The following is a 15,483-nucleotide window of genomic DNA, read 5'->3' on the forward strand; positions in this document are numbered from 1 at the left end:
ACCTCCCGGGGGGAGCAAATTTCCCCGGGGGAGAAAGTTAGTCGATGGCCGATCCAATCTTTTATGAGCCGCTGCTTAACGTGACTATTGGTCAGATCGCCGGTCTGACCAATGGCGTTCTCGTGGATAGTTCCTTAGCGAACCGGGCAGTGACACGGTTGTCGTCGCTCTCCGATGCGGGACCGGATGCTCTCGTATTCATCGAAGGCAAGAAACATGCGCAGGACCTTGGCGAGTTGAAGGCTGCCGGTGTTTTGTGCACCGATGAAGTCAAGTCAAGCATTCCGAAGAAAGTGGCCATCATTGTAACCCGCCATCCCCAGCAGGATTTTGCTGCAGTTGGTCGGGCGCTCTATCCGAATGCCGTCAACGCGCATTTGTGGAGTGGGCAAAGCGGCATTTCGGAACATGCGATAGTTCATGCTTCCGCTGAAATCGAGGAAGGCGTCACGATTGAGCCCGGCGCGATCATTGGCAGCAACGTCTCCATTGGTGCCGGTACAGTGATTGCAGCCAACGTTGTCATTGGCAACGGCTGCAAGATTGGCCGCGATTGCTATATAGCGCCCAATTCTTCCGTACAGTATGCGTTTCTTGGCAATCGTGTCCTGCTGCATCCCGGCGTGCGGATCGGTCAGGATGGTTTCGGTTACGTTTCCGGCAGGGCTGGGCTGGATAAGATGCCTCAGCTTGGCCGTGTCATTATTCAGGACAACGTCGAAATTGGCGCCAATACCACCGTCGATCGCGGTGCCTTGGCTGATACTATTATTGGCGAAGGGACCAAAATCGATAATCTTGTGCAAATCGCCCACAATGTTCGTATCGGCCGGCATTGCGTTATTGCTGCGCAATGTGGCATCTCCGGCAGTGTGGTTCTTGGTGACATGACAATGCTCGGGGGCAGCGTCGGGATCAAGGATCATGTCAATATCGGATCCCGCGTTGAAATTGCAGCGGCGAGCGGTGTAATGAACGATATTCCGGATGGCGAGAGATGGGCAGGTGCGCCTGCTCAGCCATTCAAGCAATGGTTCCGTGAGATCGCGAGTGTGCGCGCGATGACCAGAACCAAGAAGGAGAACAGCGGTGATGAGTGACAGTGTGCAAGCGGACAGCCTTGGCGTCGCGGACATCCAGAAAATTCTGGCGAATCTGCCACATCGTTATCCTTTCCTGCTGATCGACCGTATCGTTGATATTGATCGCGATGTGTCAGCCACTGGCATCAAGAATGTCAGCATCAACGAACCGCATTTCGCGGGCCATTTTCCGGAATTGCCAATCATGCCCGGTGTACTGATCATCGAGGCGATGGCACAGACGGCTGGCGCTATTGTTTTGTTTCACAATGGTAGCGGCAAGCCGGGCAAAGTCTTTTTCATGACTATCGACAATGCCAAATTCAGGAAGCCCGTTGTGCCGGGTGATCAACTCAAATTGCGTGTGACGAAGTTGAAGCAGCGCGGCAACATTCATAAATATGGCTGTGTTGCAGAAGTGGATGGCTTCAAGGTGGCAGAAGCAGAAGTTGCCGCGATGGTCAGCTTTCCTGATGAAGATGAGACCGGGGCCTGATGTCCAATTCCAGTATTCACCCGACTTCCATCATCGAACAGGGCGCAAAAATCGGGAACAGGGTAAGCATCGGCCCGTTTTGCCATGTGGGTTCTGAAGCCGTTATCGGCGATGACGCTGTCCTCATCAGCCATGTTGTCATTATGGGACCGACAACCCTCGGCAGCGGATCCAAGGTTTATCCAAATGCTATTCTTGGTGGTGATCCACAGAACACCAAGCATAAGGGTGGTCACACGACCCTGATCATCGGCAAGAATTGTGTGATCCGCGAAGGTGTCACCATGCATCGGGGTACCGATGGCAGCCTCGGGGTAACGACAGTTGGCGACAATTGCATGTTCCTGGCCTACGCTCACGTCGCCCATGACTGCATCATTGGCGATAACGTCACCTTCTCCAACAATGTGATGATCGGTGGTCATGTCACCGTCGGCAACAATGTCATCATCGGTGGCGGGGCGGCAATTCATCAGTTTACCCGTGTTGGCCACCATGCCTTTATCGGTGGACTTGCTGCTTTGGCGCACGATCTCATTCCCTATGGCATGGCCATTGGAAACCATGCCTATCTCGGTGGCCTGAATATCGTTGGTATGAAACGCTCGGGCATGGCGCGTCCGGAAATCCACAATCTTCGCCATGCGGTTCGCATGCTCTTCGATCGCACGAAGCCAATCAAGCTTCGGGCGGAAGATGTTCGTGTCGCGTTCGCAGAATCTGCCGCTGTGGCGGATCTGATCGGGTTCATTACCACTGATACCAAGCGTGCTTATTGCACGCCGCCACTCGATTCTGCCATCGAGATCAGTGACAGTGACGACAAGAGCTAAAGCGCCGTCAGAAATTGACTTGCCCGCAACGATAGCGGGCCGGACAGCGATTGTTGCCGGCAATGGACTGCTTCCCGTTGCTGTCGCCGAAAGTCTACGCAAGCAGGGTGGCAACCCGCTAATCGTGGCGATCAAGGGCGAGGCGGAACCTGAACTCTACAAGGGTGAACACGCCGAGATTTCCATTGTGGAACTTGGTGGCCTCGTCAAAATCCTCAAGGCCGAAGGCATTTCGAATGTTGTGCTGGCGGGTGGTATTCGCCACAGGCCGGAGTTCGGCGCCGCCTTGAGGCCTGGAAATGGCAACCTCGTTGCGCTTTACCGTTTCATGCGTGCGTTCCGGCTTGGAGATGATGGTCTTCTTCGCGCCGTTATCGCGACGATCGAATCCTATGGTTTCCGGGTACTAGGCGCTCATGAGATCGTTCCCGATATTCTGGCGCCTGCTCCTGGTACGATAACCCGCAAGGGGGCCGATAAGGAAAGTATTGCAGATATGCGCGCGGCACGAAAAGCCGCAATCATGATTGGATCGCTCGACATTGGTCAGGCGGCTATTGCGGTCGGCAGGCGCGTTGTGGCGCTCGAAGGCGTGGAAGGCACCGATGCGATGCTACAACGCGTGGCTGAGCTACGTTTGGCCAAGCGCATCAATCGCAAGGGCGGTGTTCTCGTCAAATGTGCAAAACCACAACAGGAAGTGCGAGCTGATCTTCCCGCCATTGGCGTCAGCACCGTTGAAAATGCTGTGAAGGCAGGGCTTAAAGGCATCGCTGTCGAAGCAGGCCGTACGCTAATCCTTGGCTACGAAGAAACGGTCACAGCCGCCAACAAGGCAGGGTTGTTTATCGAGACCTTTGAGCAGGAGGCTCCTTGATGGCAGCTGACAGACCACTGCGCCTCGCCATTGTCACCGGCGAAGAATCGGGAGACCTGCTTGGCGCCGATCTGGTTCAATCGCTTCGACGACAGTATGCGGGTGAGGTGACATTGACCGGTGTTGGCGGAGAGCACCTCGCAGCACTCGGGCTCAATAGTCTGTTCGACCAGCACGAAATAGCCCTCGTCGGTTTGAGTGCGATCGTTCGCAAATTGCCACAGCTCATCCGCCGTATCTCACAGCTCTCCAATGCTATCGTTGCGGCAAAGCCTGATTGCCTGGTTATCATCGATAGCCCGGATTTTACGCACCGCGTGGCTCGCAAGGTCCGGGCAGCTGACCCGTCGATCCCGATCATCAACTATATCAGCCCGTCGGTCTGGGCGTGGCGCCCGGAACGCGCCAAGGCAATGCGCGCTTACGTAGATCACGTGCTGGCGATACTACCCTTCGAGGTTCAAGCACTGAAGGATTTGGATGGTCCGCCGGCTACCTATGTAGGGCATAGGCTCGTTTCGCACGCGCCGCTGCTCGAAGCTGCAAAGCAAAACCGGGCTCGCGATGGCAATCTGGGCAGTCGAACAGAAAAAAATCTTGTCGTGCTGCCGGGCTCGCGCCGATCGGAAATCACTAGCCTTGTCGAACCGTTTGGCGAGACGGTCGATCTTCTTGCAAGTCGCGGCAACAGGATCAAGGTCACTTTGCCCACGTTGCCCAAGGTTGAACCGCTCGTCAGGCAATTGACCGCAGGCTGGACAGTGCAGCCTCATATCGTTGTCGGTGAAGCGGAAAGATTGCAAGCCTTTGCCGAAGCGGATGCTGCACTCGCTGCGTCCGGAACGGTCTCGCTGGAACTGGCGCTTGCCCGCATTCCCACCGTTCTGTCATACAGGCCGGACTGGCTGGCCCGGACCTTTTTGGCCCCACGCATTAAGATTTGGAGCGCTGCGCTCCCCAACATCATCGCCGACGAACCCGTCGTACCGGAATACTTCAATATATTCGTGCGAGCTGGCTCACTCGCCCGACAGATCGAGCAATTGCTCGTTCCAGGACATCGACGCAGCGCGCAGCTTGAAAGTTTCGACAAGATTTCCAGATTGATGCAAACCGACCGGCCTGCCGGTGAAATTGCGGCGGAAAAAGTGCTGGAACTGGTCAAATAATTTTGCTGAAATACTGAAAAAGGCGCCGAATGGGCGCCTTTTTCGTCATATGGGGCAAAGATTATTTGCGGTCTTCGACGTTCACATAGTCGCGCGGTGTCGCACCCGTATAGAGCTGGCGCGGACGGCCAATCTTCTGATGCGGATCCTCGATCATTTCTTTCCACTGGGCAATCCAGCCAACCGTACGCGCTACAGCAAACAGCACCGTGAACATAGTGGTGGGGAAGCCGAGGGCCTTCAAGGTAATGCCAGAGTAGAAATCTACGTTCGGATAGAGCTTCTTTTCGATGAAATATTCATCGGTTAGCGCGATACGCTCAAGTTCCATTGCAACGTCGAGCAACGGGTCGTCCTTGATGCCGAGTTCGGCGAGGACTTCACGAGTTGTCTGCTGCATGATCTTGGCGCGCGGATCGTAGTTCTTGTAGACGCGATGACCGAAGCCCATCAGGCGGAACGGATCATTCTTGTCCTTGGCCCGAGCGATATATTCAGGAATACGATCCACGGTGCCGATTTCGCCGAGCATGGTGAGCGCAGCTTCGTTGGCACCGCCATGGGCAGGGCCCCAGAGGCAGGCAATGCCAGCGGCGATACAAGCGAACGGATTGGCACCCGAAGAGCCTGCAAGGCGAACCGTCGATGTGGAAGCATTCTGCTCGTGATCCGCGTGCAGGATGAAGATGCGATCCATGGCTCGTGCGAGTACGGGGTTCGGAACATATTCTTCACACGGTACAGCAAAGCACATGTGCAGGAAGTTCGTCGCAAAATCGAGATTGTTCCGCGGATAAACGAACGGCTGGCCGATGTGGTACTTGTAGGCCATGGCGGCGAGGGTCGGAATCTTCGCGATCATGCGAATTGAGGCGACCATACGCTGGTGCGGATCGGAAATGTCGGTCGAGTCATGGTAGAACGCCGACAGAGCGCCGACACAGCCGACCATAACAGCCATCGGGTGCGCGTCGCGGCGGAAGCCGCTGAAAAAGCGCGACATTTGCTCATGCACCATGGTGTGGCGCGTGACGCGGAAGTCGAAATCGGCCTTCTGGCTCTTTGTTGGCAATTCACCGTAGAGCAACAGGTAGCACGCTTCCAGAAAATCGCCGTGTTCGGCCAATTGTTCGATTGGATAACCGCGGTGCAGCAAAATGCCTTCATCACCATCGATATAGGTGATCTGCGACTCGCAGGACGCCGTGGATGTGAAACCCGGATCGTAAGTGAATGCGCCAGTGTTCTTGTAGAGTGTCCCAATGTCCACGACATCCGGTCCGATGGTCCCCTTTTTAATGGGTAACGCGAACTGGTGACCATTCAGATCGATGTTGACGCTGTTTTCAGACATTGCCGTTCCTTTCTTGCTTCAGCTTGCGCTGATCCAGCGCAAAAGCACTTGCCTCATGCGAGGTCGTATTCATGAATTTCTCAGGCACGACACCGTACTCGAAAGGCACGATGTTGCAATGCAAAAATGTACCCATATCTGCCTGCTGCTATCCTTTTATCTGGTCCTCGATGCGCCCTAAAGACTCTTCTCGTCCAAGGACCGCCAAGACATCAAAAACTCCCGGAGACGTTGATTTTCCGGTCAATGCCGCACGCAAAGGTTGTGCAATTTTCCCCAGCTTCAAGCCAGTCTTTTCCGCATGTACACGCACCGCAGCATCGAGTGCTTCTGCGGTCCAGTCATTGACAGAAGCCAATTCAGTAAGCACGCCAGAAAGGACGCTCAGCCCCTCCTCGTTCAGCAGACCTGCCGCCTTGTCATCAAGTGTCAGAGGGCGTTGCGCAAAGAGGTATTTCGCGCTGTCCGCAAGTTCGACGAGCGTTTTTGCCCGCTCTTTCAGGCCTGGCATTGCTGCAAGCAATTGCTTTTTCGTCGTGTCGTTCAATCGTGCAAGAATGTCGGCGCCGCCTTCGATCTCCGGCAGGATGTCGATCATGGCTTTCATCAGATCAGCATCATCCGAGAAGCGCATATAGTGGCCATTGATCGCCTCGAGCTTCTGGAAATCGAAGCGGGAAGCACCACGGTTGATATCGGAAATTTCGAACCACTGGATCATCTGTTCGTCTGACATGATCTCGTCGTCGCCATGGCTCCAGCCAAGGCGGACGAGATAATTGCGTAGCGCTGCCGGCAGGTAGCCCATGGCACGGTAGGCCTCGACACCAAGCGCGCCGTGGCGCTTGGAGAGCTTGGCACCATCAGCGCCGTGAATGAGTGGTATATGCCCCATGACAGGAACGTCCCAATCCATGGCATTATAGATCACCGTCTGGCGTGCCGCATTGGTCAGATGGTCATCACCGCGGATGATATGGGTGACGCCCATATCATGATCATCGACGACGACTGCATGCATATAGGTCGGGTTGCCATCGGAACGCAGGATGATGAAATCGTCGAGATCCTTGTTGGGGAACCGCACATCACCCTGAACCTGATCACGCACGAGGGTTTCACCCTCCTGCGGCGCCTTGATACGGATAACTGGCTTGACGCCTGCCGGAGCCTCCTTGGGGTCGCGATCGCGCCAGCGGCCATCATAACGCGGCGGACGCCCCTCGGCACGGGCTTTCTCGCGCATTTCTTCGAGTTCCGCCTGAGAAGCATAGCAATAATACGCCTTGCCCTTAGCGACGAGCTCTTCTGCGACTTCGCGGTGACGCGGGGCGCGCTCATACTGTGACACGGCATCGCCGTCCCAATCCAGCCCGAGCCATTTCAACCCATCAAGAATAGCTGTGACAGCAGCTTCCGACGAACGTTCGCGATCCGTGTCCTCGATACGAAGCAGCATCTTGCCTCCCGTATGCTTTGCATACAGCCAGTTGAACAGGGCGGTCCGAGCTCCGCCAATATGCAGGAAGCCGGTTGGAGAGGGGGCGAAACGGGTAACGACTGAGGATGACATGGGTACTCCAGGGGATGCGCGGCCTATTAGCCGAACGTCCAATCGAATTGATCTGGCGTTCATGTAGCATAGCAACGCTGCTGTGCAAGGGCATTGGCGAACTGGGAGGCAAATGGAAAGTCCTGTTGCCAAAACGAAGACGAGGGAGCGCCTCTTCTTTCTCCCGGGAAATGCCAGCAACGAGATCGCGACTCAAACTGGCAATAGCGAACTTGTCACCCACAACGAACATCGGTTCCCCGCGAGATTACGCGAACGAAAACGGTTTGTGCGATCTCGCATTCAATCCATACTTCTTGCGGTTCCGACGGCATTCAACAGCGAAATTGAACGCGGCACACTGTTTTTGTTCCTGCCGGTCCTTGCCGGCACCGGCGCAATTCTCTATTTCAACTTCCCCGCCGAACCCCAGCTCAGCGCTATATTGTCTGGCCTGACCTTTCTCGTCGGTTGCCATGCGCTGGCTCACGCTCGCCCAATGATCAGGCTTGTGCTTGTCCTTGCTGTCGCGATTGTTGCCGGCATGTTCTCGGGCAAACTTGAAACTATTCGTGCCGGTACCCGCATGCTTGGATCGGAAGTGACAACGCGCGTGACGGGTCGCATTGTTTCGATGACAAAAGATGCCAAGGGTGGATGGCGCGTTACCATGGACGTCATTTCGACCGAGCGACCAGCGCTGCGTTATGGGCCGGATCGCATTGTGATCTCCGCCAAAGCCTTGCCGCGCGCCCTTAAGAATGGAGATGGCCTCTCAGGCCTGGTCCATCTGCGTCCCCAGTCAGGCCCTGTGCGTTCAGGCAATTACGATTTTGCCTTCTACAATTATTATCGGGGCATCGGCGCCAACGGATTTTTGCTTGGAAAGGCCGATATCGTGCCTGTAGCTTCTGCCGCTGGTTCCACCACGACAATATTTATGACGATTGCCGATATCAGGCAGCAGCTGACCCAACGCATACTGCGAAATATCAAAGGAGAGCCGGGCGACATCGCAGCCTCGCTGATCACAGGCCAGCGGGATGGCATTAGCGATGATACCAACAATGCCATGCGGTTGAGCGGCCTGTCGCACATCCTGTCGATCTCCGGCTTTCACATGGCTCTGGTGGCAGCGACGATAATGGGTTCGCTTCGCGCTATCCTGGCTTTCTTTCCAGGATTCACGGCACGTTACCCGGTCAAGAAACTCTCGGCGGTCATCGCATTGATTGGATCCGCTTTCTATTTGCTGCTCTCGGGTGCCGATGTTGCCGCACAGCGGAGCTTCGTCATGCTGGCTGTCATGCTTCTGGCCATGACCGTCGATCGGGCGGCGATTTCGATGCGCAATCTGGCCATTGCTGCACTCATAACCCTTGCGATCTCGCCGCACGAAATTCTCGGACCGAGTTTTCAGATGTCTTATTCGGCAACTGCCGCCCTTATCGCATTCTACAGCTGGTGGTCAAAACGGCAGGGTAAACACCAACCCAGAAAAAATACCCATCATCATCTGCTGCTGACACTACCGTCGAAAGCGGTAAACCATATCGGCGCGATCGCCATGACGTCGCTCGTTGCAGGGTCAGCAAGCTCGATCTTCGCCGCGTATCATTTCAACAATACTGCACCCTTCGGACTTGTCGGCAACGCACTTGCGCTTCCGCTCATCTCGGTGTTCGTCATGCCGTTTGCCGTGCTTGGTTTGCTCGCCATGCCATTCGATCTGGACTGGCTACCATTTGCTGTCATGGGCCGCGGTATTGAAGCTGTGATTGCCATCGCCAAGATGGTTGCCTCACGTTCGCCAAGCGGCAATCTCGGTTTGATGCCGCAGGCCTGTCTGATCTTTATGAGTCTCGGGCTAGTGACGTTGTTGTTGCCATCGACACGATTGCGCTTGTGCGGCCCGCCCACGTTGTTGGCCGCGGCAATACTCATGATTGCCGCGCAAGAACCTGGCATCATTATTTCAGAGGATGGAAGGCTGGTTGCGTTGCGAACTGCAGACAATAGATTAGCGATCAATCGGCCATCTGGAAGCGCGTTCACTTTAAACAACTGGCAACAGGGCTATGGGACAGATGATGTGGTCAAGCCGGTAAAAACCGGTGCACGTCTTGAAGAAACGCAATTCGAATGTGCAGACAGACTTTGCACCGCACGTGAGCAGGGCGGGCTGATAGTCGCCTATACCGATGACCCTGCCCAAAGGTCATCGGCCTGCACCGAGGGGGATATCGTCATTCTGGCTTTTGCAGGCACAGAGGCGGTTTGCAGCGACGATAATGTTCTGGTGATTACCAAGCGCGATCTCGCACTGCGAGGAACTGCCGAGATCATTCTGGAAGCGCCGAAGGATACAGACGATCCGTCGCTGCCGAATGTTGCCGAAGCAAAGGTTCTTCACCTTCAGCGGCTCCGCTCCGCCGGCATTGCTTACGCCGTTGGACCACCGGATCGGCCATGGAATTCATATCGGACACATTCACGCGCTGCCCGCGACCTTGATGAATACAAATCCAGCGACCGCGCGAAGACCATCGTGAAATAACAATTACGCTCGAAAGAGCAAGTGGACGCCGCCTTTAATAACGCCTTATCAACCCCACAAGTTTACCTTGAACTCGAACGCGGTCCGGTCCAAAAATGCGGGTTTCATAGGCGGGGTTCGCTGCTTCAAGTGCAATCGAGGCACCTTTGCGGCGGAAACGCTTCAGTGTAGCTTCTTCGTCGTCAACCAGAGCTACAACGATCTCACCCGGGTTGGCCGTATCGCTGCGCTTGATCACAACGGTATCGCCATCGAAAATCCCGGCGTCGATCATCGAGTCACCCTTGACCTCAAGAGCATAATGTTCGCCGCTACCGATCATGTCTGGCGGCAGGCCGATCATATGGGTCTGGTTCTGGATTGCCGAAATCGGCACACCAGCAGCGATGCGGCCCATAACTGGGATGCTGACAATGGTGGAAGCGCTTGAGTCATCCGCCGAGCGCGACTGAGGCCGGGGAGGAGCGATGTTTCGTCCAAGACTGCCCTCGATGACGCTTGGCGAGAATTTCCTTTGGGCGTTGAGACCGGGCGCAATGGAGTCCGGCAGGCGCAGGACTTCCAGCGCTCTTGCCCGATTTGCTAGCCGACGAATAAAGCCGCGTTCTTCCAGCGCAGTGATCAACCGGTGTATGCCGGACTTCGACGCCAGGTCCAATGCATCCTTCATCTCGTCGAATGATGGCGGGATGCCCGTCTCCTTCAAGCGCTCGTGAATGAAGAGCAAAAGTTCATGTTGTTTACGCGTTAGCATCGGCGATCCTTTAGCAGGGAATCGGAAAAACAAAACCAGAACAAACACTATCTGTTCCAGTTGTGTTCCACAAGGCTTAATATGTGGTGTACGTTGCGCGAACAGTGTGTGATTTTACCCAAATACCAGCATTTGGGGCCAAATTCGCCAAGAATGCGAATTAAAACTGGGAAATAGCTTTAGCGTTTACCTGGAATCACCGGTGGTCCACTCGATTGCCGCAGGATCAGTTCGACCGGCCAGACCTCATGGATGTTTTCCACGGGCTCGCCGTCCAGCACGCGCACCAGCATTTCGGCGATACGCGTGCCGGCGGAGCGGATCGACGAGCGCGTCGTCGTCATGGACGGCACCATATTGCTGGCATTGAGATAGGGAAACACGTCGTCATGGGCGATGATCGAGACTTCTTTGCCGAGTTCATAACCCTTCGACCGGATGGCGCGGAAAACGCCGAGTGCAGTCATCATGGAGCCGGCAATGATCGCGGTGGGATGCTGTGGAAGCGACAAGAGCCGTTGCGCCTCCCGAAAGCCGATCTCGTCGGAAAACCGCTCGTGGACGATGAAACGCGGATCAACTGGAATGCCCCGTTCCAGAAGTGCCTCACGATAGCCGAGTTCGCGGTGTTCGGAAAAAGTATGTCCCTTGAGGCCATCTATCATGGCGATATGCTTGTGGCCGAGATCAAGCAGGTGGGAAGCGGCCTGGCGGAATGCACCTGCATTGTCGATATCGAGCCAAGCATGCGGCGCCTCGATATTTGTTCGTCCATGCAGGACGAAAGGGAATTTCTCCTCGATCAGCATGGCAACCCGTTCATCCATGAGGGTGGGGCCTGTTATGATGATGGCATCCACCCGTTTGCTGGAAATAAGCCGCCTGTATGCCGAGATTTCATCATTATTGATGACCGGACTCATCAGGAGGTCCATTTCGTCCTGGGAAAGGCGTTCGGCCAAGCCAGAAAAGAATTCGCTCGTGTGCGGGCCAAAGCGCTCGCTTCGATCGTTCGGCATGAGAATGCCGATTGCGCCAACCCGCCCAATGGCGAGGCGGCGGGCATTAGCATTCGCGCTGTAGCCGAATTGCAGCGCTGCCTTGCTAACACGCTCACGAGTGGCCTTGTTGACCTCGGGATAGCCGTTCAGGGCGCGACTGACGGTCGTCTGTGACAAGCCCAGCTGTTCGGCCAGTTCCTTGAGTTTCATAGCAAGCGATCCACCAATGCGTTCATATGCAGGCTCCGGAACGAAAGCCTTTGCCAGATATGACTCCAAATAATAAACATAACCATAGCATAAATTCAAAGCGCTTTGAACTTTAGTATCAAAAGTGCGGCGGTCAGCGAATGCCACCTCATTCCACAGGTGCCATGATGCGCGTAATACCCCGTAAAGATCATCTTATAACGCATTGAAACAACGTTATTTTATCCCGCGATGCTTAATCGTGAGATCGGCTCCATTCCTTGTTGGTTGAAATTGTTGCTTGACAGTTCGAAATGCCTTTGCCATTTTTTATTCAAAGCGCTTTGAATTTCTGAATCCAATGAGATATCCAAAGCGCTTCAGGAGGAGTTTCTAAACCACAGGGTCGTAGTCGCCGTGTTGCGATGGGCCTGATTCCACGGGATTTTTGGGAGGAAATCATGAAAGCCAAATCATTTATTGCAGCCCTTTTGACCACCACTTTACTGGCTTCAGGGGCATTCGCCGCCAATCTGTCCATTGTATCCGGCGATACCGGCAACGGGCGGGAATTCCTGCGCAAGCAGCTCGATCGGTTCGAAAAGGAAACCGGCAACAAGGTCTCTATCGTTGCCATGCCTGCCAACAGCTCTGACAATTTCGGCCAGTACCGCCTTTGGCTCGCAGCGGGCAATACCGACATTGATGTCTATCGCACCGATGTGATCTGGGCGCCGCAACTGGCCGATCAGTTCCTTGATCTGAAGGCGGCGGCGAAAGATGTGATCGATCAGCACATTCCTTCAATTATTGAGAGTCAGACTGTGGATGGCAAGCTCGTCGCGCTGCCGATGTTCACGGATGCGCCAGCGCTCTACTACCGGAAGGATCTGCTCGAGAAGTACAAGAAGCCCGTTCCGAAAACCTGGGATGAAATGGCGGCGACCGCCAAGGAAATCCAGGATGCAGAGCGCACAGCCGGTAACAAGAGCATGTATGGCTACGTGTTTCAGGCCAATGCCTATGAGGGTCTGACGTGCAACGCGCTGGAGTGGGTGAAGTCTTCGGGCGGCGGTCAGATCGTCGAGGCCGACGGCACGATCTCGATCAACAATCCGGATGCGGCTGCCGCCATTGACCGTGCCAAAGGGTGGGTAGATACGATCTCGCCAAAAGGTGTGCTCGCTTACACGGAAGAGGAAGCCCGCGGTATCTGGCAGACCGGCAACTCTGTCTTCATGCGCAACTGGCCCTATGCCTATGCCCTTGGCGGCAGCAGTGACAGCGCGATAAAGGGCAAGTTTGATGTTGCGCCATTGCCAGTCGGGAAAGAAGGCCAAAACTCCGCCGCAACGCTTGGTGGCTGGAATCTGGCTGTTTCCAAATATTCCAAAGCGCCGGAGGAAGCCATCAAGCTCGCCTTGTTCCTTGGCTCGCCCGAGCAGCAAAAAGAGAGGGCGATCGAACTTGCGAGCATGCCGACAATCAAGGCGCTCTATGACGACAAGGATATTGCGGCTGCGCAACCGTTGATCCCCAACTGGAAGCCGGTTTTTGAAAGTTCCGTTCCGCGCCCGTCCGCGCCAACCAAGGTTAAATATAATGAAGTGTCCAACATGTTCTGGAGTGCGGTCCACGACACGTTGTCGGGCAATGGTACCGCCGCCGAGAATCTTGAACTTCTGGAAGCCAAGCTGACGGAACTTCAGGGAGGTAGCTGGTAGGCCCCTGCCAGCGAAGGGCACGGTGCGGATAGTGTTCAGAACCTCCCGGACACCATTCGCACCGCTTGCCTGGCCGACCAATCCTGAAACATGACTCCGGACAGGAACACGACCATGTCGTCTTATACCGCACGTTCAGAGCTTTTGCGGCAGCGCGCCCGGTCAGCGCGGCTGTTTCTCGTACCGATGATCGTAGCGCTCGCCATTGTCGCTGGCTGGCCATTGCTTCGGACGATCTATTTTTCCTTTACCGACGCCTCGCTGACCAATATGAGCGCGGCGAAATGGGTAGGACTGAAGAACTACCTGTCCTGGATTCAACTGAAAAGCGGCCGCACAATCTATTCGGGCCTGCTGGTTGACCCGACCTGGTGGAATGCGGTGTGGAACACCGTCCGTTTCAGCATCATCTCGGTCGCGCTGGAGGCCTTGTTCGGCATGATCGTTGCCCTCGTGCTCAATGCCGAGTTCAAGGGCAGGGGCATCGTTCGCGCGGCGATCCTGATTCCCTGGGCCATCCCGACCATTGTTTCCGCCAGGTTGTGGGGGTGGATGCTGAACGACCAGTTCGGCATATTGAATGATCTCTTCATGCGGTTGGGTCTTATCAGTCAGCCCATAGCATGGACGGCCAGTGCCGATACGGCCATGACGGCAGTGCTGATTGTCGATGTGTGGAAGACGACGCCTTTCATGGCGCTCCTGATCCTTGCCGGCCTGCAGATGGTTCCAAAAGACATTTACGAGGCGGCGCATATTGATGGCGTTCATCCGGTCAGGCAATTCTTCCGCATAACCCTGCCGCTGATCAAGCCGGCGTTGATGGTTGCGATCATCTTCCGCCTGCTCGATGCCATGCGTATCTTCGACCTGATCTATGTGCTGACACCCAACAGCTCGCAGACGAAGACCATGTCGGTACTGGCGCGTGAGAATCTGATCGAGTTCGACAAATTCGCCTACGGCTCAGCTCAATCAACGTTGCTGTTCCTTGTTATTGCCTTGATGACTGTTCTGGCGATCTGGCTCGGCCGCGTGCGCCTGGATGGAGGAGACCGCTGATGATCTGGAACCTCACCAAGAGCACTGCCTTTTACGCGCTCGTTGTCCTGATTGTCGTTCTGGCGGTATTTCCGTTCTACTACGCAATCATCACCAGTTTCAAATCCGGCAGTGCGCTCTTCGCCGTTGAATATTGGCCCACGTCGTTCTCCCTGGAGAATTACGTTTCGGTCATCAATGCCGGCAGTTTTACCCGCAATCTGCTCAACTCCGTTATTGTGTCGAGCCTGGTGGTCTTGCTGGCATTGTTGATTGCGATCACCGCATCCTTTGCTCTGGCACGCGTACGGTTCCGCGGCCGTTCCTTGCTGCTGCTGACAATTCTGTCTGTTTCCATGTTTCCCCAGATCGCAGTGCTGGCAGGGCTGTTCGAGGTGGTCCGCTTCCTCGGCCTCTACAACACACTGTGGAGCCTCGTCTTTTCCTACACGATTTTCACGCTGCCTTTCACCGTGTGGGTGCTGACCACCTTCATGCGGGATCTGCCAATCGAGATCGAGGAGGCGGCGATCGTGGATGGCGCAACGCCGTGGGTTATTATCACCAAGGTGTTCTTGCCGCTGATGTGGCCGGCGATGGTGACGACCGGATTGCTCGCTTTCATCGCGGCATGGAACGAGTTCCTGTTTGCACTTACCTTTACGTCTTCGACCGAAACGCGAACGGTGCCGGTCACCATCGCGCTCCTGTCGGGAGCAAGCTCGCATGAAATCCCATGGGGAACCATCATGGCTGCGTCCGTCATCGTCACGGTACCGCTCGTTGTTCTCGTCCTGATTTTCCAACGCAAGATCATCTCTGGCCTCACCGCCGGCGGCGTCAAGGGGTAACTC

General features: G+C 55.3%; 14 protein-coding genes. 9 read left to right on the top strand and 5 right to left on the bottom strand.

Translation table 11 applies throughout. The features are described 5' to 3' along the window. Nucleotides 1-44: 44 nt before the first annotated feature. From lpxD to lpxB, 5 genes are read left to right on the top strand one after another with little or no spacing between them, the layout of a single operon-like run. The gene (gene lpxD / locus BLM14_RS08355) at nt 45-1,100 is read left to right on the top strand and encodes a UDP-3-O-(3-hydroxymyristoyl)glucosamine N-acyltransferase (protein WP_099998950.1); all 1,056 of its coding nucleotides are present in this window, start codon (nt 45-47) and stop codon (nt 1,098-1,100) included. Continuing rightward, nucleotides 1,093-1,578, top strand: a complete 486-nt coding sequence (fabZ, locus tag BLM14_RS08360) for a 3-hydroxyacyl-ACP dehydratase FabZ (protein ID WP_099998951.1) — start codon at nt 1,093-1,095, stop codon at nt 1,576-1,578. Before lpxD ends, fabZ begins: the two co-directional genes overlap by 8 nt. Continuing rightward, nucleotides 1,578-2,411 (top strand): acyl-ACP--UDP-N-acetylglucosamine O-acyltransferase, encoded by an 834-nt coding sequence (gene lpxA / locus BLM14_RS08365; protein ID WP_099998952.1) that lies wholly within the window; start codon nt 1,578-1,580, stop codon nt 2,409-2,411. The genes fabZ and lpxA overlap by 1 nt, the downstream gene beginning before the upstream one ends. After that, entirely contained in the window at nt 2,395-3,288 is an 894-nt protein-coding gene (locus BLM14_RS08370) for an LpxI family protein (protein WP_204251997.1), read from the top strand. Before lpxA ends, BLM14_RS08370 begins: the two co-directional genes overlap by 17 nt. Beyond that, the gene (gene lpxB, locus BLM14_RS08375; RefSeq protein ID WP_418314211.1) at nt 3,285-4,457 is read left to right on the top strand and encodes a lipid-A-disaccharide synthase; all 1,173 of its coding nucleotides are present in this window, start codon (nt 3,285-3,287) and stop codon (nt 4,455-4,457) included. The genes BLM14_RS08370 and lpxB overlap by 4 nt, the downstream gene beginning before the upstream one ends. Nucleotides 4,458-4,518: 61 nt before the next feature. Here the strand turns inward: lpxB and gltA are convergent, their stop codons facing one another. Genes gltA through gltX form a run of 3 tightly spaced genes read right to left on the bottom strand, consistent with a single transcriptional unit; the run spans nt 4,519 to nt 7,384 of the window. Further along, complete coding sequence (gene gltA / locus BLM14_RS08380) at nt 4,519-5,811, bottom strand: citrate synthase (protein ID WP_099998954.1); 1,293 nt, start codon at nt 5,809-5,811, stop codon at nt 4,519-4,521. After that, nucleotides 5,804-5,947: a hypothetical protein gene (locus BLM14_RS30965; RefSeq protein ID WP_157929499.1), complete on the bottom strand. Its 144-nt coding sequence runs from the start codon at nt 5,945-5,947 to the stop codon at nt 5,804-5,806. The genes gltA and BLM14_RS30965 overlap by 8 nt, the downstream gene beginning before the upstream one ends. 12 nt (nt 5,948-5,959) lie before the next feature. Beyond that, nucleotides 5,960-7,384: a glutamate--tRNA ligase gene (gene gltX / locus BLM14_RS08385; RefSeq protein WP_099998955.1), complete on the bottom strand. Its 1,425-nt coding sequence runs from the start codon at nt 7,382-7,384 to the stop codon at nt 5,960-5,962. Nucleotides 7,385-7,652: 268 nt separating this feature from the next. Between gltX and BLM14_RS08390 the strand changes: the two genes are divergently transcribed. Then, complete coding sequence (locus BLM14_RS08390) at nt 7,653-9,920, top strand: ComEC/Rec2 family competence protein (RefSeq protein ID WP_157929500.1); 2,268 nt, start codon at nt 7,653-7,655, stop codon at nt 9,918-9,920. A gap of 34 nt (nt 9,921-9,954) precedes the next feature. Here the strand turns inward: BLM14_RS08390 and lexA are convergent, their stop codons facing one another. Together lexA and BLM14_RS08400 are read right to left on the bottom strand one after the other, a co-directional pair. Further along, nucleotides 9,955-10,674 carry a transcriptional repressor LexA gene (gene lexA, locus BLM14_RS08395; protein ID WP_100001120.1) on the bottom strand — a complete coding sequence of 240 codons (720 nt, stop codon included), beginning with the start codon at nt 10,672-10,674 and terminating at the stop codon, nt 9,955-9,957. A gap of 179 nt (nt 10,675-10,853) precedes the next feature. Beyond that, the gene (locus BLM14_RS08400) at nt 10,854-11,885 is read right to left on the bottom strand and encodes a substrate-binding domain-containing protein (RefSeq protein WP_100001122.1); all 1,032 of its coding nucleotides are present in this window, start codon (nt 11,883-11,885) and stop codon (nt 10,854-10,856) included. Between the two features lie 440 nt (nt 11,886-12,325). Between BLM14_RS08400 and BLM14_RS08405 the strand changes: the two genes are divergently transcribed. The 3 genes from BLM14_RS08405 to BLM14_RS08415 all read left to right on the top strand — a co-directional run bounded on the left by BLM14_RS08405 (nt 12,326) and on the right by BLM14_RS08415 (nt 15,480). Continuing rightward, a complete protein-coding gene (locus tag BLM14_RS08405; protein ID WP_100001123.1) occupies nt 12,326-13,588 on the top strand; it encodes an ABC transporter substrate-binding protein in 1,263 nt (420 codons plus the stop codon). A 114-nt stretch (nt 13,589-13,702) separates the two neighbouring features. After that, complete coding sequence (locus BLM14_RS08410) at nt 13,703-14,650, top strand: carbohydrate ABC transporter permease (protein WP_162293145.1); 948 nt, start codon at nt 13,703-13,705, stop codon at nt 14,648-14,650. Then, nucleotides 14,650-15,480, top strand: a complete 831-nt coding sequence (locus tag BLM14_RS08415; RefSeq protein WP_099998958.1) for a carbohydrate ABC transporter permease — start codon at nt 14,650-14,652, stop codon at nt 15,478-15,480. The genes BLM14_RS08410 and BLM14_RS08415 overlap by 1 nt, the downstream gene beginning before the upstream one ends. Nucleotides 15,481-15,483: the final 3 nt, after the last annotated feature.

Source organism: Phyllobacterium zundukense (genome assembly GCF_002764115.1).
GTDB classification, from domain to species: domain Bacteria; phylum Pseudomonadota; class Alphaproteobacteria; order Rhizobiales; family Rhizobiaceae; genus Phyllobacterium; species Phyllobacterium zundukense.